This is a genomic window from Trichlorobacter sp., from assembly GCF_034008105.1.
Lineage (GTDB): Bacteria > Desulfobacterota > Desulfuromonadia > Geobacterales > Pseudopelobacteraceae > Trichlorobacter.
In genome coordinates this window covers 1-19,158 of sequence record NZ_JAVEPN010000014.1, presented here as the reverse complement: position 1 = coordinate 19,158, position 19,158 = coordinate 1, and the positions used below count along the sequence as shown (strand labels likewise).

The window sequence follows — 19,158 nt, the reverse complement described above, 5'->3', positions numbered from 1 at the left end:
TGCAATAGTTTGTTATAACGGCGTTAGGGGTGCTGGGGTGTGGTGCGAAAACAGATTGCGTGCTGACAAAACTGGGGTACTATATCGGGATATTTGTGTAGGGAAAGGGACAGGCCATGCCGTACGATGCAGCCCATAGCGAAGAACGGCTGTACTTTATGACCATCGGCAGGATCTGTCGCCGGCCGCCGGTGATCTGCAGTCCCGGGACAACCCTGCGCGAGGCCACCCGGATCATGCAGGAACGCAACATCACCTGCGTGGTGGTGCAAAATGCTGACGGCTCCCACGGCATCTTCACCGTGCGCGACCTGCGCCGGGTAACGGCCAGTTGTGACGCTAATCCGGCCGAGCTGACCCTGGCCAGTTGCATGACCCCCCAGTTGATTACCCTGCGGGAAGATGCCTACCTGTTTGACGCCATCTCGCTGATGTCGCGCCGTAACTTCCACCGGGTCGGGGTGGTGGACCACGCCGGTCACCTGGTGGGGGTGCTGACCGATACCGATCTGTTGACCTTCCAGACCCGCACACCGTTGTACCTGCTTAACGAGATCGAACGTGCCGCCAGCATTGAACAGTTGCAGCGCCTCAACGCCCGGCTGTTCGAGATGATCAACCTGGCCTACAAGGCCGGTGTGGATGTGCGTGGGGTGGTGCAGCTGCTGGCCCACTTCAACGATGCCTTTACCCAGCGCCTGATCGAGCTACTGGATCAGCAGGAGGGGGTCAGGTTGCCGCTGGGGGCGGCCTACTTGAGCCTGGGCAGCGAGGGGCGGCGCGAGCAGACCTTCCGTACCGACCAGGACAGCGCCATCGTCTATGCCGATGATTTTCCCGATGCACTGCGGCCCCAGCTGGAACAGTTTGCCGAACGTCTGATCGCCGGGCTGGAGCAGTTGGGGGTGCCTCGTTGTCCGGGCAACACCATGGCCAGCAACCCTCAATGGCAACACTCGCTCTCCGAGTGGAAACAGATCCTGGACACCTGGATCGGCACACCGCTGCCCGATAATATGGTCAACTTCGGTATGTTTCAGGATATGCGGGTGCTGCACGGTGACCGCAGCTTTGAGGATGCCCTGCGTAAGCATATCTACGAGACTGCCCATCAGAAGAGTCTGTTCTTTCCGTATATGGCCCGCAACATCGTCGGCTTCAAGCCGCCGGTCGGCATGTTCGGGCGGCTGCTGGTCGAAAAAAGCGGTCCTTGCCGTGGTCGGATTGATCTGAAAAAAGGGGCGCTGTTCGCCATGGTGCGGGGGATCGGTCTGCTGGCGCTGGAGGCGGAGGTGATGGGGGGCAGCAGCTGGGACAAGCTGGACCGGATGCGGGAGTTGAACCTGGTGAGCAGCCGCAGTCTTGATCTGATTGAGGACTCGTTCAGCTTTCTGGTGGGCCTGCGGCTGGGGCGCCAGCTGGCGGCGCTGGCTGGCGGCCAGAAGCCGGATAACTGTGTCGACCCGGAACGGCTGCCGGAGCGGCAGCGCAGCCAGTTGCGCAGCGCCTTCAAGGGGGTGGATGCGTTGCTGCAGATCCTGCGCAGTCAGTACAAGCTGGACATGATCGCACGGTAGAACAACAGAAGGGCCGGTCTGATGACCGGCCCTTCTGTTGGTGAGTGCTACTGCCAGCTCCTACTTGTACAGTAGGTTGGGCAGCCAGAGCGAGATGGCCGGCACGTAGGTGATCAGGGTCAGATAGACCAGCATCACCAGGATCCAGGGCAGGCAGGCCTTGGTGGTTTCCGTTAGCCCCAATCGGGAGATGCCGCTGGCCACATACAGGTTGAGGCCCACCGGCGGCGTGATCATGCCGATCTCCATGTTGACGGTCATCAGCACCCCCAGGTGGATCGGGTCGATGCCCAGCTCCATGGCGATCGGGAACAGGAGCGGCGCCGTGATCAAGAGGATTGAGGAGGGTTCCATGAAGTTGCCGGCCGCCAGCAGCAGGATGTTGACGAAGATCAGGAAGGTGACCGACGACAGCCCGAGGCCCACCATCCAGGCGGTCAGGTTCTGGGGCACCTGCTCGGAGGTGAGCAGGAATGAGAACAAGACCGCGTTGGTGATGATGTAAAGCAGCATGGCCGACATGCTGGCCGACGACAACAACACCTTGGGCAGGTCCTTAAAGCCCAGGTCCTTGTAGACAAAGATCGATACAAAAAAGGCGTAGACCGCGCTCATGGCAGCAGCCTCGGTGGGGGTGAAGATGCCGGAGTAGATGCCGCCGATCACCACCACGATCAGGAACAGTCCCCAGAAGCTTTCGCGGAAGGTTTTGATGATGGTGCCGATGGAGGCCCGGGGCTGCTTGGGGTAGTTGCGCTTCTTGGCCACCAGCCAGGTGACGCCCATCAGGGTAGCGGCCAGCAGCAGGCCCGGGATGATGCCGGCGATGAACAGCCGGCCGATGGATTCGTTGACCGAGACCGCGTAGATCACCATCACGATCGAGGGGGGGATCAGAATCCCCAGGCCGCCGGCGGTGCCGATCACCCCCACGCCGAACTTCATCGGATAGCCCTGCTTGACCATGGCCGGCAAGAGGATCGAGCCGATGGCGACAACAGTTGCCGGGCTGGAGCCGGAAACCGCCGCGAACAGGGCGCAGGCCACCACGCCGCCTAAGGCCAGGCCGCCGTGAAAGTGACCCACCAGGGCGGTGGCAAAATTGATCATCCGCTTGGCCACCCCGCCGTGGGTCAGGAAGTTGCCGGCCAGGATGAAGAACGGAATCGCCATGATCTCGAATTTTTCGATGCCGGTGAACAGCTTCAAGGCCACCGCCTCGGTGGGTACATTGGAAAAAAAGAACAGAAAGGCCAGCACGGTCAGGCCCAGGGAGATGGAAATCGGCATGCCGGTCAGCATCAGGCCGGCCAGGATGGCAAACACGATGCCGGCGTGACCCAGGCTGCTGAGGCCGAACAACGCTACGGCAATACAAGCCAGCATGATGACTGCCTTTTTCTTGCTAAGCTGCTCCACTACAATGGCAGCTGAACTCATTTCACACCTCCTGCTTTGTCCTCATCCTCAAATTTATGCTCTTCGTATTCTTCCAGCGCATCGGTGGCGTCGACGGTCTCTTCCTCAATGCCGTCCACATGGCCGTGGTCGTGGTGGGGCAACTCACCGGTGCGGAAGAAGGTCCAGCCCACTTGCAGGAAGCGGAAGCACATCAGGAACGATCCCAGTGGCACAGCGGAATAGATGATCCAGGTGGGCCATTCCAGGTCAGGGGTGATAGGACCTTCATACAGGTCATCAGGCATAGGCAGACTGAAGGTGTTGTACACGGCATAGTGCATGCCGTTCTCCCAGATAAAACTAAAGCCCAGGCTGCCGATGATGCCGGTGAACAGGGCGCCGCCGGCAATACCCAGCAGTACGCATTTGACCCGCCACGGCTCAGGCAGACGGGTGACCATCACGTCCACTCCGACGTGGATGCCGGTCCTCACACCGTAGGCAGCGCCGAACTTTGCCATCCAGACGAACATATAGATGCACAGTTCCTGGGCCCATGCCATGTTGATGCCGAGGAGCCAGTCCTGGAAGGCCGGGACAGGAATGCCCATCAGGTAGCGTCTGGTAACGGCAACAAAGATGATTAGGGTCGCCGCACCGATGAGAAATGCAATGATGATTTCCTCAAGGCGGTCAAGATATTTCATCATGGGAGTATCTCCTGCAGAACTATTCGCAAAAAAGGCCGCTGCGGAAGGCCGCAGCGGCCAATAGAGTACAATAATCTGGTTATGGTTTGTAGCCGGTTGCCTTGTAGACTTCACGCACGGTGTCGGCACCGATCCGGTTGATGTTATCGCTGTGGGCCTTATCCATGGCCTTGCGCCAAGCTGCTTTCTCTTGTGCGGTCAGCGTGATGATCTGGGATTTGCCGGATTTCTTTACCTCGGCCATGGCCTTGTCGTTGTCCTTCTTGGCGATATCGTTGGCATACTTGGTGGCATCCTTCATGGCGCCTTCCAAGATGGTGCGGATATCGGCCGGCAGGCCCATCCAGAACTTCTTGTTGACCAGCACGGCGTAGCCCAGGTAGCCATGGTTGGACAGGGTCACGTACTTCTGCACTTCATGCATCTTCTGGGTGTAGAGGTTGGAAGGGGGGTTCTCGGTGCCGTCAACCACGCCGGTCTGCAGGGCCTGGTACACCTCGGAGAAGGCCATAACCTGCGGCATGGCTCCCATGGCGCGCATTTGGGAATCAAGTACTTTGGAGGACTGGATTCGCATCTTGAGGCCTCTGAAGTCGCCAGGAACCTTAAGCGGCTTGTTGGCGGACATCACCTTGAAGCCGTTATCCCAGTAGGCCAGACCCATCAGGCCTTTGGTTTCCAGCTTCTTGAGCAGCTTGGCGCCCACCGGGCCCTGGGTGACCTTGTGCAGGTCTTTGTAATCTTCAAAGATGAACGGCAGGTCGAACAGTTCAAACTCCTTCAGGCCCAGCGGAGCGAACTTGGCCAGGGAGGGGGCCAACATCTGGACGGCTCCCATTTGCAGGGCCTCCATCTCTTCCTTGTCCTTGTAGAGCTGGCTGTTGGGGTAGACTTCCACCTTGACGCGGCCCTTGGTGCGCTCTTCGGCGATCTTCTTGAAATACTCCGCTGCTGCGCCTTTGGGGGTGTTGGTGGCGACCACGTGACTGAACTTGATCACGATCGGCTCAGCCTGGGCTGCCAGCGGCAGGCTCAGGGCCAGGGTCAGAACTGCTACGGTGATCTTTCTGAACATCGTCGTTCCTCCTTGTGATTGGACGTACTACTGAAAGTCTGGAAAGTGTATCCTAAAATCGGGTTTTATCAAGCAATGCAAATGCCAACATATGTTGTTTACGCTAATTAGCTGTTATGGCAGGCAATCGTTTTTTGATATGGCCGCTTTGTCGGGCGAAGCGCTGCTTGCTGGCGAAAATCCGCCAGTGATGGTGGTCAATTTCCGCCACTTGGGGCGGGTTGTTCGCTGAAGGAGCGGTGGAGTTGCTCGGTGCAGGCGATGGTCAGCAACAGCAGTAGGAAGATCATGGCCGAGACGCCGCGCCAGCCGAACTCAAGCCAGAACAGGCCGCCCAGGGTGCCGGAGACGCTGGAGCCCAAGTAGTAGGAGAACAGATACAGTGAGGTGGCCTGGGCGCGGTGCACCTGTGCCCGGCGGCTGACCCAGCCCGAGGCGATGCTGTGCAGGCCGAAGAAGCCGCAGGTGAACAGACCGACGCCGGTCACGATCATGGCCAGCGGGGTGGCCAGCGTGAAGATGGTGCCCAGCACCATGGCCGCGATGGTCAGGCGGACCACAAAGCGCCGGCCAAGGCGCTGCATCAGGCGGCCCATGGCGGCTGAACTTAAGGAACCCAGAAAGTAGACCAGAAAGATCAGGCTGGTGGTGGATTGGCTCAACAGGTAAGGCCGGTCCAGCAGGCGGAAGCCGATGTAGTTGTACATGCTGATAAAGCAGCCCATGCAGAGAAAGGAGACCCCGAACAGGTAGCGCATGCCGGGGTCTTTAAGGTGGTGTAACAGCGACGGCAGCAGGGTGTGCAGGGAAAAGGGCCGTTTTTTGAAGCCCACCGCCGGTGGCAGCATGGTGGTGAAGTAAAGCGCCAGCAGCAGGCTGACGCAGCCGATGATGCCGATGGCGGTGCGCCAGGGCAAATAGTCGGCCATGATGGCGGTGATGATCCGGCCGCACATGCCGCCCACGGCGTTGCCGCTGATGTAGAGCCCCATGGCAGAGGCGATGGCGGTGGCGTCCATCTCGTCGCCCAGGTAGGCCATGGCCACCGACGGCACTCCGGCCAGGGCCGCCCCCTGGGCGAAGCGGATCAGCAGCAGGCTGGTCAGGTTGTGGGAGAAGGCGGTGGCGATGGCCAACAGCGAGGTGCAGAGCAGGGCCGCCACCATCAGCGGCTTGCGGCCGATGGCATCGGAGGTGATACCGGAAAAGAGCATGCCGATCGCCAGGGTGGCGGTGCTGATCGAGAGCGTCAGGCTGCTGGTGGCCGGTGAGATGCCGAATTCGCGGGTAAACAGCGGCAAGAGCGGCTGCAGGTCGTAGAGGGTGACAAAGGTGATGAAGCCGGCGCAGAACAGGGCCAGGTTGGCGCGGCGGTAGCGGGCTGAACCGAGGCTGATCGGGGTGGTTTCAGGAGATGTGCCCATTCAGAGCCCGTATTTTTCCATCTTGTAGCGCAGCGTGCCGCGGGGGATCTTGAGCTGGCTGGCGGCCTTGACCACGTTGCCTTCGGTCTGCTGGAGGGCCTGGCGGATCAGCTGCTGCTCAAAGGATGACAAGGCCTGCTCAAGGCCTTGAGCGCCGGCCAGGGAGGGGACGGCGATCGGCTGGCCAACGTTTGCCGTCTGCCGGGACAGGTCGGCGGGCAGGTGCTCCAACGTCAGCAGAGTGCCGTTGGCCATGATGGTGATCCGCTCGATGATGTTTTTCAGTTCGCGCACGTTGCCGGGCCAGCCATAGCCCTCCAGCAGTTGCAGCGCCTCCGGCGCGATCCCCTGAAAGTCCTTGCCGAAGCTGCGGCTGAAGCTGTCCAGGAAGTATTTGGCCAGCAGGCCGATATCCTCTTTGCGCTCCCGCAGTGGTGGCAGCTGGATCGGCACCACGTTCAGGCGGTAGTACAGGTCGGCCCGGAAGCTGCCGGTCTTGATACGCTCCTCAAGGTTGCGGTTGGTGGCGGCGATCACCCGCAACTCCACCGGCAGGTCGCGGCTGCCACCCACCCGGCGCACGGTTCGTTCCTCCAGTACCCGCAGCAGCTTGGCCTGCAGGGTGGCGTGCATGTCGCCGATCTCATCCAGGAAGATGGTGCCGTTATTGGCCTCTTCAAACAGGCCGGTCTTGCGGATGGTGGCGCCGGTGAAGGCGCCCCGCTCGTGGCCGAACAGTTCGCTCTCCATCAGCTCGGCCGGGATCGAGGCGCAGTTGACCGCCACAAAGGGGTGTTCGCGCCGGTCGGACAGGGTGTGGATCGCCCGGGCCACCAGCTCCTTGCCGGTGCCTGATTCGCCGGTGACCAGCACGGTGGCCGACGGGATGCGGGCCACGTCACGCACCTGTTCCAGGGCAGCGACAAACAACGGGCTGGTGCCCAACAGACGGGTCTGCTCGCCAAGATCGCTGCTGCGCCGCAGGCTGCGCACCTCACGCCGCAATTCCTGGGTCTGCAGGGCCAGTTTGACGATCACCCGCAGGGCGTCGGCCTTGAACGGCTTCTTCATGTAGTCGAAGGCCCCCAGTTTGAGGGCATCCACCGCCGATTCCACCGACCCGTAACCGGTGATGATGATCACCAGCAGTTCGGGGTTGAGTTCTTTGAAGGAGGTGAGCAGGGCCAGGCCGTTATCCGGCCCCAGGTTGAGATCCAGCAGGGCCAGGTCGATCTCCTCAGCCGCTATCAGCTCCAGGGCCTGCTGGCCATTGGCGGCCTCCAGCACCCGGTAGCCGTCTTCGGTCAGCACCCGCTGTACGTTTTCCCGGATGAAGGCCTCGTCATCGACAATCAGGATGGTTTCCATGGCGTACCGTTACTGAGCCTGGGGTGGCGTTGCGGGATGTGCGGTTGCCAGTACCTCGGTAACTGCTGTGGAGAGCTGCTGATAGCTGATCGGCTTGGCAAGCACCCGCTCGATCCGCATCTTGGAGGCCATGGCGAGCAGTATCTGCTGGGACAGGCGGGAAGAACCGCCGGAAATGGCGATAATACGGGGACGATCAGGCTGTAACGTCACGTGCATGATTACCTCAAAGCCATCCTGATCGGGCATGACAATATCGGTCAGCATCAGGTCGAAGTCCTGGCGTTCTAGTAACTGGGTGGCTTCTCTGCCGTTGGCGGCGCAGACCACCTGATGGCCGTCGTGGTTCAGAAACCCTTCCAGTACGGATCTGACCTGTGGATCGTCATCTATCAGCAGGATACTGGCCATGCTGCATCTCCTTGGGCAACGTCAGGAAGCGGTGCGCTGCTGCTCGATACAGGGCAGGTAGATGCTGACCCGGCAGCCCTGACCCGGTTCCGATTCGATCTGGATACAGCCGTGATGCTGCTTGATGGTGCCGTAGATCATGGCCAGACCGAGGCCGGTACCCTTGCCGACCCCCTTGGTGGAGAAGAACGGTTCGAATATCTTGTCGCGGATCTCTGCGCTGATCCCCTGACCGGTATCCTGCACCCACAGCAGGGCAAATGGCCCGGCAGGCAGTTGCTCGCCACCCACGGCCTGCTCTGGGGCCTGGTCGCTCCAGGCCGTGCCGACCGTGACGGTGCCATCCTCGGGCATCGCATCCCGTGCATTGGTTAGCAGGTTGAACAGCACCTGCTGCAGCAGGGTGGCGTCAGCAGTCACCGTCAGCGCTTCAGGGTGCAGCTGCAGCTCCAGCCGCTGGGTTTTTACTAGCAGGTTGCGTGCCAACGGCACGCTTTCCCGCAACAGGTCGTTCAGTTCCACCGGACGGAGGGCAATGGCCTGGCGTCGGGCAAAGGCCAACATGGCCCGGGTCAGATTGACACCGCGTTCAACGGCCTTGACGATCTCTCCCAGGCGGTGCTGCAGCGCTGCTGGGTCATGATCGCCGACCAGCTGCAGCAGCTGTGCGTTGCCCGAGATCACCTGCAGGATATTGTTGAAATCGTGGGACACGCCGCTGGCCAGCTGACCGATGGCCTCCATCTTCTGGGCCTGGCGCAGCTGGTCTTCCAACTGTGCCATCTGCGCCTCGGCCTGTTTCTGTTCGCTCAGGTCCATAAAGGCGCAGACCACACCGATGATCTGGTCGCCATCTTTTATCGGGTGGGCGGTGTAGGCCACCGGCAGGCTGCTGCCATCCTTGCGCCAGAATATTTCATGCAACGTGGTGACGGCTGCACCGGTGCCGATGATCGTGTGCACCTTGCATTCGTCGAGCGGGTAGGGGCTGCCGTCGGACCGGGTGTGGTGAATCAGTTCGTGCATCTGTCGGCCCAGCAGATTATGGGGACCGTCATAGCCCAACAGCTGCGCGCAGGAGCGGTTGGCCATGATACAGTTGCCAGCGCAATCAACCGCATAGATCCCTTCCAGGGTCGAATCCAGCAACAGTTCGATCTGACGCAGCTGCTCCCGGTTTTCCTGTTCGATCAGTAACTGGCGCAACCTGTTCTTGGCGGTGTACCAGGCGATCAGGGCAGCGGCCAGCAGGGCGATGATGGTGACGACGCCGATGGTCTCTACTTGGTGGGTATTGAACTTGTCCAGCAGCTGACGGACCTGGTGCGGGTTGAGGTCGATGCCGGTGCCGTCCAGGAGGTTCTGGTGGCCGTGTTGTTCAACCAGCCAGAATCCTCCGGCCAACAGGGTGATCATGAAGGCCAGCGGTGCAAAGTGCTGCAGGAACAGACGGTATGGTTGTAGCGGTTGGCTCATGGGCTGCTTCCGGAGCTGTCGTACGATAAGATACGTAGCCTATACACCATCTGGAACGGTTTGTCAGTCAGTCGTTAGGATGACGCTGTGTCGTTCAGCGGTAGCCGTACCGTGAAGCAGGCCCCCTGGCCGGGGCTGCTGGTGACCTCCAGACTACCGCCATGCTCTTCGATGATCCGCTTGGTGATCGAGAGCCCCAGGCCGGTGCCGGCCCCCTTGCGGGTAAAAAACGGTTCGAACAGCAGTTGCTGGTCGTCGGCGCCGATGCCGGGACCGCTATCGCTGACGCTGATCAGGTTCCAGCCGGGCTCATGGCTGACGCGGATCGCGAGCGTACCGCCGTCTGGCATCGCCTCCAGGGCATTTTTGACCAGATTGAGCAGGGCCTGCTGCAGTTTTTCGGCATCGAAGCGGCAGGGGGGCAGTTCGTTATCCAGGTCCAGCTTGAGGAGAACCCCCTGTTTTTCGCAGGGCCGTCGCACCAGCAGCACCAGGCTGGACACCGCCTGCGACAGGTCGCCGCTGCGCAGCTCCGCCCGGGGGGGAGCGGCAAAGGAGAGCAGCGAGGTGATCAGGCGTTCCATCCGTTCGATCTCATCCAGCGCCTTGCGCAGCAGTTCCCGTTCGTTGTTGGAGAGTGGCGCCCGGTCATGGAGGTCGTCCAGCAACAGCGAGATGCCGGTCAGAGGATTGCGGATCTCGTGGGCGATACCGGCCGCCAGCTTGCCCAGCGAGGCCAACCGGTCCAGCCGCAGGGTCTCCTCGCGCAACTGCTCCCGCACCGTCTCGTCCCGCAGGGTGACGGTCAGGCCCAGCTCGCCATTGGCGCCGATCGGGAAGATGCCGGCATCGAAGTGGCGGGTACGGCCCTTTTCTGTGATCTTGAGTGGTTCGCGGCCGTAGCCGACCCCTTCGGTAAAGGCCTGGGCGATACGGGCCGGCAGGTCGCCCCAGTCGGCGAAGACTGTGGCGTAGTGACTCTCCAGGGGCCAGCTTTGTCCCAGGAACTGATCGGCGGTGCTGTTGCGGGAGGTGAGGGTGCCGTCCGGTGCGAAGGTGGTGATGGCGCTGGAGATACTCTCCAGGATGCTTTCCTTGAAGTTGCGTTCATCCAGGATCTCCTGGCGGGACGCCCGCAGCTGGTCCAGGGTGGCGGTCAGGTTCTGCTTGCGCAGTTCCAGCTCCGCCACCATGGCGTTAAAGGTCAACGCCAGGTCGGCCAGTTCGTCGCTGCCGGTGACTGGCACCCGGGCACCGGTCTCGCCGTGAGCCACCTGGCGGGCGCTTTCGTTGAGCCGTTGCACCGGCTTGGTGATGCCCCGGGCCAGGAGCCAGGCAGCCAGCCCGGCCAACAGGACCGCCAGCGAGAGGATCAAGACACTGCGGCTGCGGTACTGTTTGAGTTGTTTATTGATCAGCAGGCTGCCGGCCTGGGCCTGCTGCTGGAACTGGCTGGCCTGGTAACCGATGGTTACCCCGCCGAAGATGCCGTAGCGCTGGTAGGGAGCGCGGTCATAGAGGATCGGGGCGTAGGCCATGATCTTACGGGCGCCGCCCACGTTGGTCAGGGTGGCCACGCCGGCATTGCGCTTGCGTACCTCGGCGGCCACCCTGGGGTAATTGGGGTGGATGAAACCGGCATGATCCAGGTTGTACGGAATCCGGCCGGTCTTGATCTGTTCCGGAGTGGAACGCTCACTGTAGGGGGGCACCAGTTGTCCCTGCTGGTCGAGCCCCCGGATATCCCAGAGCTTGGGATGGGTGATAATCCAGCCCTCGTCATCGAACAGAAAGGCGTAATTGCCGCTTTCGTAGGTGGGGGCCAGGGTCAGAAAACCGGGGCCAGGATCGATATGCTGGGAAAATTCCATCAGGTGCCGATGGTCCAGCGACAGTACCAGTATGCCGTTAAAGCGGCCATCGGGGCCGGTCAGCGGGGTGCCCAGGCGCAGTACGCCTTCGAACCGCTTGCCGGCGGCCTGCTCGGCGATGGTGACGTGCCGTCCGGTGACGCGGCTTACATAGACCTGGCCCGGCTTGAGGGCCTTGATCTCTTGAAAGTAGGTCTCGCTGCCAAACTCGGTGCCGGCTGGATCGGCAACATTACGCAGCCGGTGGTCAGGCAGGAAACGGCCATCCTTAAGTACCAACTGTTCCCGGCCATCGGGGCCCACTACGGCGATCGAGCGGTAGAGCGGGAGCTGCTCTCTGATCTCCCGCCGCTCATGTTCCGGGCCAACCAGTTCCCATACTGCGCGACGATGGCTGCTGTAGTAGCGCTGCAGGGTCTGGCGGTCGAGGGGCTGTGTGGCCAGAAACAGCAGGTCGTTTTCCCGCTCGTACAGAAAGGATGACACCGCCTCCGCCACTTGCTGCGCCCGCATCTGCAGGCTCTCCGAGGCCATCTGTTCGGAACTGGCTCCGATCTGCTGAGCCAGTCGGTCCCGCGCCTCTTCGACACCGGCCAACAGGACCAGCGCCACCGCAAGCATCGGCGCCAGGGCGATCAAGAGGGCGGCAAACAGGAATTTTCTGAAGATGGTCGGACGGATCATGGGACTCCACGAGGCCAGGAACAAGGTTGCCAGACAGCATCGTGAATGATACCGTATTCGACGCTAAACGCCACCCAAGAAATGAGGTTGAGCAATGGGGTATCGTAGCTTACAACAGTGTGTGCAGGATCTGGAACGCCACGGCATGTTGCGACGGATTGAGCATCCGGTGGATCCGTATCTGGAGGCGGGTGAGATCCAGCGCCGCGTCTATCAGGTCGGGGGACCGGCCCTGCTATTCACTAAGCCGCTCAATTGCCGTTTTCCGTTGCTGGCCAATCTGTTTGGCACCCTGGAGCGTACTCGTTTCATCTTCCGCGATACCCTGCCCACCATCGAACGGATGGTGGCGGCCAAGGTCAATCCCTTTTCGCTGCTCAAGGATCCGCTGGGTGCCCTGACATTGCCCGGCGCTGCCTTGCATCTGCTGCCGAAGCAGGTGTTAAACGCCAGCGCCCCGGCCCTGTCCTGCCGTAGCAGCCTGAGCAGTCTGCCGGCTGTTACCTCCTGGCCGATGGATGGCGGTCCGTTCATCACCCTGCCGCAGGTCTACACTGAAAGCCCGCTCAAGCCGGGCTTTGCCAAGTCGAACCTGGGCATGTACCGGGTGCAGCTGGCCGGCAACCGGTATCAGGCCGATCGTCAGGTGGGGATGCACTATCAGATCCATCGCGGCATCGGCGTACACCACAGTGAAGCGGTTGCGCGGGGTGAGCGGCTGCGGGTGAATATCTTCGTGGGCGGCGCACCGGCCATGACCGTGGCGGCGGTGATGCCGCTGCCGGAGGGGATGCCGGAGCTGGCCTTCGCCGGTCTGCTGGCCGGGCATCGGATCGAGATGGCGGCCCTGCCTGGTCAGCTGCCGGTGGCAGCCCAGGCCGATTTCTGTATCGTCGGCTCCATCGATCCCCAGGCCACCCTGCCGGAAGGTCCCTTTGGCGACCACCTGGGCTACTACAGTCTGTGTCACGAGTTTCCCTTTGTGGAGGTGGAGGCGGTCTACCACCGGCCGGACGCCATCTGGCCCTTCACCACCGTGGGCCGACCGCCCCAGGAGGACACCTCCTTCGGTACCTTTATCCATGAACTGACCGGCGGCCTGATCCCGACGGTGCTGCCCGGTGTGCGGGCGGTGCATGCCGTGGATTGCGCCGGTGTGCATCCGCTGCTGCTGGCCATCGGCAGCGAACGCTACACCCCCTGGGATGGTCTGCGCCAGCCGATGGAGTTATTGACCCAGGCCAACGCCATTCTGGGCCAGGGGCAGCTCTCGCTGGCCAAATACCTGCTGATCGTGGCAGAAGATGACAATCCTGGCTTGGACATTCACGATGTGGGCGCGGTACTGCGGCACCTGCTGGAGCGGATCGACTGGCAGCGGGATCTGCATTTCCACACCAGTACCACCATCGACACCCTGGACTATTCCGGCGACGGCCTTAACCGGGGGTCGAAAGTGGTGATGGCTGCTGCCGGTCCGCCGCAGCGGCAGCTGGCAACCGAGCTGCCAAGCCAGATCACGTTGCCCGAGGGTTGGAGCCGGCCGCTGCTGGCTCAGCCCGGTGTTTTGGTGCTGCAGGGCCCCGGCAGTAGTCAGGCCCGTGGCGAGAGTGACCCGGCGCTGGAGGCGTTGTGTCGTTTTTGGGACCAGGCGGGCATGCCGGATGGATTGCCGCTGGTGGTGGTGGTGGACGACAGTCCGTTCTGTGCCACCAGCCTCGATAACCTGCTGTGGGTCACCTTCACCCGCTCCAACCCGTCCTGCGACCTGTACGGTGTTGGCGCCCGGCGTCAGGGCCAGCATTGGGGCTGCCGGGGGCCGCTGGTGATCGACGCCCGGCGCAAGCCGTTCCATGCCCCACCGCTGGAATCGGACCCGGCAGTGGTACGTCGGGTTGAGGGTTTGGCCGCTGCAGGCGGGCCTTTGCACGGACTTTTCTGATCATTTTTGACAGATTCACTTTTGGTTTTTTAAAAATGTGTTATGCTTTCCGAAAATTACGATCAATCCCTCCGAGGAGGCTTCCCTATGAGCACGACAGCATTAGTGAAATCCGGTGACGGTGCGGTAACGGGCGGCGGCGATCAGCTGATCCAGCTGGTCAGTTTCATGCTGAGCAACGAAGAGTACGGTGTCGAGGTGCTCAAGGTGCGCGAGATCATCCGCATGCCCGGTATCACCAAGATGCCCAACACCCCCCACTATGTTGAGGGGATCATCAACCTGCGGGGCAAGGTGATTCCGATCATCTCGATGCGTAAGCGGTTCGGTCTGCCGGAGAGCGATTACGACAGCCATACCCGCATCATGGTGATGGAGGTGGCGGGTGGTCTGACCGGTTTTATCGTGGATGCGGTCTCCGAGGTGATCAGGATTCACTCCAGCGAGATTCAACCGCCCCCCACCATGGTATCCGGCAATATTGACCAGGAGTTCATCACCGGGGTCTTCAACCACGCCGAGCGGCTGCTGATCATCATGGATGTGGACCGGATGTTTTCGCAGGAAGAGCGTGATTTCTTTTCCAGTGTTGAGTAAGTAGCCCGTTACTTGAGTGGTGGCAGAAACAGAAAAGCCGGGGGACGCCCCGGCTTTTCTGTTTGGTATGGACTGGATGATCAGTTGGTGCGTGATATCTCTTCCAGGTTGCCGGCAATCACCGTGGCGGTGGCGGCCTGTTCCTCGGAGGCGGTGGCGATCTGGGAGATCACGTTCTTGATGTTCTCGATCGATTCGACGATCTCGATCAAGGAGGCCTCGGCCTGGTGGGAGAGCTGCTCACCTTTTTCGGCCTCGTCCTTGCCGCTCTCGATCGATTGCACTGCCTTCTGGGTGCCGGTCTGAATCTCGGCCACCATGGAGCCGATCTGCTTGGTGGAGGCCATGGTCCGCTCCGCCAGGCGGCGCACCTCGTCGGCCACCACCGCAAAGCCGCGGCCCATCTCGCCGGCCCGGGCCGCCTCGATGGCGGCATTCAGGGCCAGCAGGTTGGTCTGGTCGGCGATCTCATTGATCACGTTGACGATTTCGCCGATCTTCTCGGAGGTGGCTCCCAGGTTACCCACGATCTGGGCTGATGAACGGACCACCTCAGCCACCTGCTGCATCCCCTTGACCGCCTGGTTGACCACATTCTGCCCCATGTGGGCGCTCTCGGTGACCTGTATGGCCGAATCGGCCGCCTGGGAGGTGTTGCGGGCCACCTCGTTGACGGTCATGCTCATCTCTTCCATGGCGGTGGCGATCTGGTGCACCCGTTCTTCCAGGTAGTTTTTTCGCTCGATCTCCCGCTGCTGCTGCTCTTTAACCTGCTTTTCAGCGGTGATGTCGTTCCAGCAGGCCATGTAGCAGAGCACCTTGGAGGAATCGAGGCTGTCCCAGATCGGGTAGGCGGTGGTCCGCAGGGTCACGGAGCCGATCGGGATATCGGCGCTGTGGGGCATGGCGCTGCGCGGCTCGCTGAAGATGCGCCGGATGCGGCCCGGATCCTTGTGGTACTGGTGGATCGAGTTGCTCATGGCGTTGGCCACATCAGCCCCCCGCAGGCCGGCGTTGAGATCACTGCGGAAACGCTGCATCAGTTCCTTGGCGCGGCGGTTCATGTAGAAGATCTTGTTGTCCGGCGTGGTGTCGCACAACATCACGATGTTGTCCACATTGTCCATCATCTGCATCATCTTCTTAATTTCCAGATCTTTTTCCAGCAGTTCCTGCTTGGATGGTCCGCCAAAGAGTCCCATGGTACTCCTCCAAATGATTGTTGGTATGCCAAGCACTATAACCGAGAAGAGGGGAATTGCAAGCAACGGCGTGACAGGCTATGATGCCGTTCGCGAAAAAGGAGCCTGCTCATGAAAACACCGTATCTGGCACTGTGTGCCTTGTTGCTGATGATTGGGTTGTCTGTCGGTTGTGACCGACAGGAACATCCTGCGCCAACGGTCGCTAAACCGGTGGTGGTGACCACCCTCTATCCGTTGTACGAATTTGCCCGCCAGCTGGCCGGAGACCGGATGGAGGTGCAGCTGTTGCTGCCGCCCGGCGTGGAGCCCCATCACTTTGAGCCGACCCCCGATGATCTGGCCCGTATCCATCGCGCCGCGCTGTTCGTCTACATCGGCCCCTTTCTGGAACCGTGGGCCGAGCGGGTGATCGCCGGGGTGGATCGTCAAAAGGTGCGCGTGGTGGCGGCGGCGGAAAAGGTTAAGCTGCTGCCGGCCCCCTCCCATGGCGGACACGATCACGACCATGATCATCATGCCGGTGCTGCAGCGTCAGATCCCCATGTCTGGCTTGATTTTGTGGCCGACCAGACCATGGTGACCACCCTGCTGGACGCCTTGGTAGCCGCCGACCCGGCCGGTGCCGAGCAGTACCGCCAGCGGGCAGGCGAGCTTAAACGTCAGCTGGCCGAGCTGGATCAACGCTACCGCAATGGTCTGGCCAACTGCGACAACAGGGTGCTGCTGCATGGTGGCCACGCCGCCTTCGGCTATCTGGCCCACCGCTATCATCTGACCTACCAGTCTGCCGCCGGGGTGACCGCCGAGCTGGAGGCCACGCCCCAGCGGCTGGCTCAGCTGGTGCAGCAGGTGCGCCAGCACAAGGTGCAGGCGGTCTTTATGGAGCAGCTGGATTCGCCGCGGGTGGCCGACACCCTGGCCAGGGAGACCGGCGCCACCGTGCGCCGGCTGCATGGCGCCCACAACGTGGGTAAGGATGAGCGCCAGCGCGGCGTGACCTTCATCGGCCTGATGGAAGAAAACCTGACACAGTTGCAGGCGGGGCTGGGATGCAGGAACTGATCAGGGTCGAACAGCTGTCCTGTCGCCATGGCGCGGTGGAGGCCCTCTCGGAGGTCAACTTCAGTGTGTCTGCCGGCGATTACCTGGGGATTGTCGGTCCCAACGGGTCGGGTAAGAGCACCCTGGTGCGGGCGCTGTTGGGCCTGATGCCGGTCAGCCAGGGCAGTGTCAGTCTTTTTGGCCAACCGTTGGCCCGCTTTGACCAGTGGGGCCGGCTGGGCTACCTGCCGCAAAACCTGGGGCCGCTGAACCCGTCCTTTCCGGCCACCGTCGAAGAGGTGGTGCAACTGGGACTGCTGGCCAGCAAAGGCCTGCCACGGCGGATCAACCGCCAGGACCGCCAGCAGGTGCAACAGCTGCTGGCACAGTTGGGTATCGACCACCTGCGGCGGCGGATGATCGGCGAGCTGTCCGGCGGCCAGCAGCAACGGGTGATGCTGGCCCGGGCCCTGGTCAACCGGCCGCAGCTGCTGGTGATGGACGAACCGACCGCCGCCCTGGACCCGGAGATGCGGGAACGGTTTTATGGCCTGATCGCGCAGATGAACCGCGAGCAGGGGGTCACGGTGCTGCTGGTGACTCACGACACCGGCACCATCGGCCTGTACGCCTCAAAGATGCTCTACCTGGACAAAAAGGTCCTGTTCTGGGGTTCCTTTGACCAATTCTGTCACTCCCCCGAGATGGCCGCCTTTTTTGGCGAACACTCACAGCATCTGATCTGTCACAGGCACTGATATGACTACGCTTATCGATATGTTTTCCTACAGTTTCATGCAGCGGGCCTTGCTGGCCGGCTGCCTGATCGGCGTACTGTGTGCCGTGCTGGGGGTCTTTCTGGTGTTGCGGCGGCTGTCGCTGATCGGCGACGGACTGGCCCATATCACCTTTGGTAGTGTGGCCCTGGCCCTGTTTGCGGGGCTACAGGGGGCGGCTATGCTGCTGGTGTCGCTGCCGGTGGTGGTGCTGGCCTCGCTGGGTATCCTTAAACTGGCCCATAAGGCGCGCTTGGGGGGCGATGCGGCCATCGGCATCGTCTCTTCGCTGGGGATCGCGTTGGGGGTGATGCTGGCGGTGCTGGGGCGGGGCTACGGGGTGGACCTGTTCAGCTACCTGTTCGGCAGCATCCTGGCCATCAGCCGCACCGAGCTGCTGGTGGCGGCCGCCCTGTTCGTGACCGTGCTGACGCTGCTCTGGCTCTACTACCACGACCTGGTGGCTCTGAGTTTCAACGAAGAACTGGCCTCGGTGGGCGGTATCAAGAGCCGCTTTCTGAACGGCCTGCTGGCGGTGCTGACCGCCCTGACCGTGGTGCTGGCCATGAAGCTGGTGGGGGTGATGCTGATCTCGGCCCTGCTGATCCTGCCGGCCTCAACCGCCCTGCAGGTGGCCCGCGGCTTCAGGATGACCGTGTTGCTGGCGGTGGTCTGCGCCCTGATTTCGGTGGTGGGGGGGATTATCCTGTCGTTTATGCTCAACCTGCCATCCGGGGCCACCATCATCCTGCTGGCCTTCGGCCTGTTTGCCTTGGCCTTCCTCTACCGCAAGGTTCCAAGATCATCCACAAGTGAGTAATCATGTTTGAACAAGCCTTCAAGAACATCGATGACGTCCTCTGGAAAGAGGCCGGTTGCACCACCGAGCTGGACTACACCGAGCAGACCTCCTGGCTGTTGTTTCTCAAATATCTGGACGGACTGGAGCAGGACAAGGCCATGGAGGCGGAGCTGGAGGGGAAGAAGTATTCTTTCATCCTGGATCAGCCGTACCGTTGGGAGAGCTGGGCAGCGCCCAAAGCGGCAGACGGCACGCTGGACCACAACAAGGCCCTGACCGGCGATGACCTGCGGGATTTTGTGGATCGCAAACTGTTCCCCTACCTGCACGGTTTCAAGCAGAAGGCCAGCGGCCCCAACACCATCGAATACAAGATCGGTGAGATATTCGGTGAGATCAAGAACAAGATCCACAGCGGCTACAACCTGCGGGAGATCATCGACCATATCGACGAGCTGCGCTTCCGCTCCCAAACCGAGAAGCACGAACTCTCCCACCTCTACGAAGCCAAGATCAAGAACATGGGCAATGCCGGCCGCAACGGCGGCGAGTACTACACCCCCCGTCCGCTGATCCGTGCCATTGTGCAGGTAGTAGCACCCAAAGTGGGCCAGCGCATTTATGATGGTGCGGTCGGTTCGGCAGGCTTCTTGTGCGAGGCCTTTGACTATCTGAAGAATCAGGGGAACCTGACTACAGCTGACCTGAAGACCCTGCAGGAGCGCACCTTCTACGGCAAGGAAAAGAAGTCGCTGGCCTATGTCATCGCCATCATGAACATGATCCTGCACGGCATCG

At 61.4% G+C, this 19,158-nt stretch carries 16 protein-coding genes; 7 read left to right on the top strand and 9 right to left on the bottom strand.

What is annotated here, in order from left to right:
- Window positions 1-116 precede the first annotated feature (116 nt).
- Entirely contained in the window at window positions 117-1,577 is a 1,461-nt protein-coding gene (locus RBQ93_RS09450) for a DUF294 nucleotidyltransferase-like domain-containing protein (protein WP_320371865.1), read from the top strand.
- Window positions 1,578-1,637: 60 nt separating this feature from the next.
- Here the strand turns inward: RBQ93_RS09450 and RBQ93_RS09445 are convergent, their stop codons facing one another.
- The 8 genes from RBQ93_RS09445 to RBQ93_RS09410 all read right to left on the bottom strand — a co-directional run bounded on the left by RBQ93_RS09445 (window position 1,638) and on the right by RBQ93_RS09410 (window position 11,997).
- The gene (locus tag RBQ93_RS09445) at window positions 1,638-3,017 is read right to left on the bottom strand and encodes a TRAP transporter large permease subunit (RefSeq protein WP_320371864.1); all 1,380 of its coding nucleotides are present in this window, start codon (window positions 3,015-3,017) and stop codon (window positions 1,638-1,640) included.
- Window positions 3,014-3,688, bottom strand: a complete 675-nt coding sequence (locus RBQ93_RS09440; RefSeq protein WP_320371863.1) for a TRAP transporter small permease — start codon at window positions 3,686-3,688, stop codon at window positions 3,014-3,016. Before RBQ93_RS09440 ends, RBQ93_RS09445 begins: the two co-directional genes overlap by 4 nt.
- A 79-nt stretch (window positions 3,689-3,767) precedes the next feature.
- The gene (locus RBQ93_RS09435) at window positions 3,768-4,763 is read right to left on the bottom strand and encodes a TRAP transporter substrate-binding protein (protein ID WP_320371862.1); all 996 of its coding nucleotides are present in this window, start codon (window positions 4,761-4,763) and stop codon (window positions 3,768-3,770) included.
- Window positions 4,764-4,960: 197 nt separating this feature from the next.
- A complete protein-coding gene (locus RBQ93_RS09430) occupies window positions 4,961-6,187 on the bottom strand; it encodes an MFS transporter (protein WP_320371861.1) in 1,227 nt (408 codons plus the stop codon).
- Window positions 6,188-7,555 carry a sigma-54 dependent transcriptional regulator gene (locus RBQ93_RS09425; protein WP_320371860.1) on the bottom strand — a complete coding sequence of 456 codons (1,368 nt, stop codon included), beginning with the start codon at window positions 7,553-7,555 and terminating at the stop codon, window positions 6,188-6,190.
- Between the two features lie 9 nt (window positions 7,556-7,564).
- Window positions 7,565-7,966: a response regulator gene (locus RBQ93_RS09420; RefSeq protein WP_320371859.1), complete on the bottom strand. Its 402-nt coding sequence runs from the start codon at window positions 7,964-7,966 to the stop codon at window positions 7,565-7,567.
- Between the two features lie 21 nt (window positions 7,967-7,987).
- A complete protein-coding gene (locus tag RBQ93_RS09415) occupies window positions 7,988-9,442 on the bottom strand; it encodes a two-component system sensor histidine kinase NtrB (RefSeq protein WP_320371858.1) in 1,455 nt (484 codons plus the stop codon).
- A 74-nt stretch (window positions 9,443-9,516) separates the two neighbouring features.
- A complete protein-coding gene (locus RBQ93_RS09410; RefSeq protein WP_320371857.1) occupies window positions 9,517-11,997 on the bottom strand; it encodes an ATP-binding protein in 2,481 nt (826 codons plus the stop codon).
- Window positions 11,998-12,091: 94 nt separating this feature from the next.
- Here RBQ93_RS09410 and RBQ93_RS09405 point away from each other — a divergent pair, with 94 nt between their 5' ends.
- The gene (locus RBQ93_RS09405) at window positions 12,092-13,939 is read left to right on the top strand and encodes a UbiD family decarboxylase (RefSeq protein ID WP_320371856.1); all 1,848 of its coding nucleotides are present in this window, start codon (window positions 12,092-12,094) and stop codon (window positions 13,937-13,939) included.
- 87 nt (window positions 13,940-14,026) lie between these two features.
- The gene (locus RBQ93_RS09400; protein WP_320371855.1) at window positions 14,027-14,536 is read left to right on the top strand and encodes a chemotaxis protein CheW; all 510 of its coding nucleotides are present in this window, start codon (window positions 14,027-14,029) and stop codon (window positions 14,534-14,536) included.
- Between the two features lie 80 nt (window positions 14,537-14,616).
- Here the strand turns inward: RBQ93_RS09400 and RBQ93_RS09395 are convergent, their stop codons facing one another.
- On the bottom strand, window positions 14,617-15,738 hold the full coding sequence (locus tag RBQ93_RS09395; protein WP_320371854.1) for a methyl-accepting chemotaxis protein: 1,122 nt from the start codon (window positions 15,736-15,738) through the stop codon (window positions 14,617-14,619).
- 111 nt (window positions 15,739-15,849) lie between these two features.
- Between RBQ93_RS09395 and RBQ93_RS09390 the strand changes: the two genes are divergently transcribed.
- From RBQ93_RS09390 to RBQ93_RS09375, 4 genes are all read left to right on the top strand, one after another.
- Window positions 15,850-16,803, top strand: a complete 954-nt coding sequence (locus tag RBQ93_RS09390) for a metal ABC transporter solute-binding protein, Zn/Mn family (RefSeq protein ID WP_320371853.1) — start codon at window positions 15,850-15,852, stop codon at window positions 16,801-16,803.
- Window positions 16,791-17,540, top strand: a complete 750-nt coding sequence (locus RBQ93_RS09385; protein WP_320371852.1) for a metal ABC transporter ATP-binding protein — start codon at window positions 16,791-16,793, stop codon at window positions 17,538-17,540. The genes RBQ93_RS09390 and RBQ93_RS09385 overlap by 13 nt, the downstream gene beginning before the upstream one ends.
- 1 nt (window position 17,541) lies before the next feature.
- Window positions 17,542-18,378 (top strand): metal ABC transporter permease, encoded by an 837-nt coding sequence (locus tag RBQ93_RS09380; RefSeq protein ID WP_320371851.1) that lies wholly within the window; start codon window positions 17,542-17,544, stop codon window positions 18,376-18,378.
- A 2-nt stretch (window positions 18,379-18,380) separates the two neighbouring features.
- Window positions 18,381-19,158, top strand: a 778-nt coding sequence (locus RBQ93_RS09375; protein ID WP_320371850.1) for an N-6 DNA methylase, incomplete at its 3' end; no start/stop codon positions are given.

Coding starts and splice junctions, on each gene's coding strand:
- RBQ93_RS09450 (WP_320371865.1), top strand. CDS start 117: ATGCCGTACGATGCAGCCCATAGCGAAGAACGGCTGTACTTTATGACC.
- RBQ93_RS09445 (WP_320371864.1), bottom strand. CDS start 3,017: ATGAGTTCAGCTGCCATTGTAGTGGAGCAGCTTAGCAAGAAAAAGGCA.
- RBQ93_RS09440 (WP_320371863.1), bottom strand. CDS start 3,688: ATGATGAAATATCTTGACCGCCTTGAGGAAATCATCATTGCATTTCTC.
- RBQ93_RS09435 (WP_320371862.1), bottom strand. CDS start 4,763: ATGTTCAGAAAGATCACCGTAGCAGTTCTGACCCTGGCCCTGAGCCTG.
- RBQ93_RS09430 (WP_320371861.1), bottom strand. CDS start 6,187: ATGGGCACATCTCCTGAAACCACCCCGATCAGCCTCGGTTCAGCCCGC.
- RBQ93_RS09425 (WP_320371860.1), bottom strand. CDS start 7,555: ATGGAAACCATCCTGATTGTCGATGACGAGGCCTTCATCCGGGAAAAC.
- RBQ93_RS09420 (WP_320371859.1), bottom strand. CDS start 7,966: ATGGCCAGTATCCTGCTGATAGATGACGATCCACAGGTCAGATCCGTA.
- RBQ93_RS09415 (WP_320371858.1), bottom strand. CDS start 9,442: ATGAGCCAACCGCTACAACCATACCGTCTGTTCCTGCAGCACTTTGCA.
- RBQ93_RS09410 (WP_320371857.1), bottom strand. CDS start 11,997: ATGATCCGTCCGACCATCTTCAGAAAATTCCTGTTTGCCGCCCTCTTG.
- RBQ93_RS09405 (WP_320371856.1), top strand. CDS start 12,092: ATGGGGTATCGTAGCTTACAACAGTGTGTGCAGGATCTGGAACGCCAC.
- RBQ93_RS09400 (WP_320371855.1), top strand. CDS start 14,027: ATGAGCACGACAGCATTAGTGAAATCCGGTGACGGTGCGGTAACGGGC.
- RBQ93_RS09395 (WP_320371854.1), bottom strand. CDS start 15,738: ATGGGACTCTTTGGCGGACCATCCAAGCAGGAACTGCTGGAAAAAGAT.
- RBQ93_RS09390 (WP_320371853.1), top strand. CDS start 15,850: ATGAAAACACCGTATCTGGCACTGTGTGCCTTGTTGCTGATGATTGGG.
- RBQ93_RS09385 (WP_320371852.1), top strand. CDS start 16,791: ATGCAGGAACTGATCAGGGTCGAACAGCTGTCCTGTCGCCATGGCGCG.
- RBQ93_RS09380 (WP_320371851.1), top strand. CDS start 17,542: ATGACTACGCTTATCGATATGTTTTCCTACAGTTTCATGCAGCGGGCC.